This window comes from Hungatella sp. L36 (genome assembly GCF_014288035.1).
Genome location: NZ_JACOPC010000063.1, coordinates 1 through 830 on the forward strand (window position 1 = coordinate 1; position 830 = coordinate 830).

Genomic DNA, 830 nt, shown 5'->3' on the forward strand with positions numbered 1-830 from the left:
AAAGAAGGGCATAAGTTCAGTGGCTGGAATCTGAAGGAAGACTTCGCCATGCCGGCCGAAGATGTAGTGATTGTAGGAAGCTTTACTGCAAACGAGTATACGGTAACGTATCTGGTAGATGGTACACCTTATGAAACAGCAGAGACATATTTGTATGGAACTGCTGTGAAGCTGAAAGAAGCCCCGGAGAAGGAAGGCTATACCTTCAGCGGCTGGGACCATGAGGAAGACTTTACGATGCCTGCAGAAAATGTAGTCATTAACGGGTCATTCAGCATTAACAGCTACAAGGTAACGTATGAGGTAGACGGAAATGCTTATGGTAAGGAAGAAACGTATGAATACGGAAGTGCAGTAACACTTCAGAAAGAGCCGGAGAAGGAAGGATATACCTTCAGCAAATGGGATCATGAAGATGGATTTGCAATGCCGGCACATGATGTAGTGATCAAGGGAAGCTTTAAAATCAACAGCTATAAAGTGACATACAAAGTGGACGGAGAGCAGGTAGGAGAAGCGGAAACGTATGAGTTTAATGCACCTGTGACTCTTAGAGAAGCCCCGGAAAAAGAAGGTTATACCTTCAGCGGCTGGAGTCGTGATACCGGATTCAATATGCCCGCAAAAGATGTGGTAATTGAAGGAAGCTTTACGATTAACAATTATACCGTGACGTATCTGGTAGATGGAAAGCAGACCGGAGAAACAGAGACCTACCAGTATAATCAGGAAGTCACTGTAAAAGCGGACGCAGAAAGAGAAGGCTATACCTTTAGCGGCTGGAGCAGTGAAGATGTGAAAGAGAACTTTATTCAGAAGCTGCTTTCAAA

The 830-nt window shown here is 44.5% G+C and carries 1 protein-coding gene; it reads left to right on the forward strand.

Translation table 11 applies throughout. The features are described 5' to 3' along the window. On the forward strand, positions 1–830 hold an 830-nt coding region (locus H8S80_RS33945; protein WP_187049109.1), incomplete at both ends, for an InlB B-repeat-containing protein.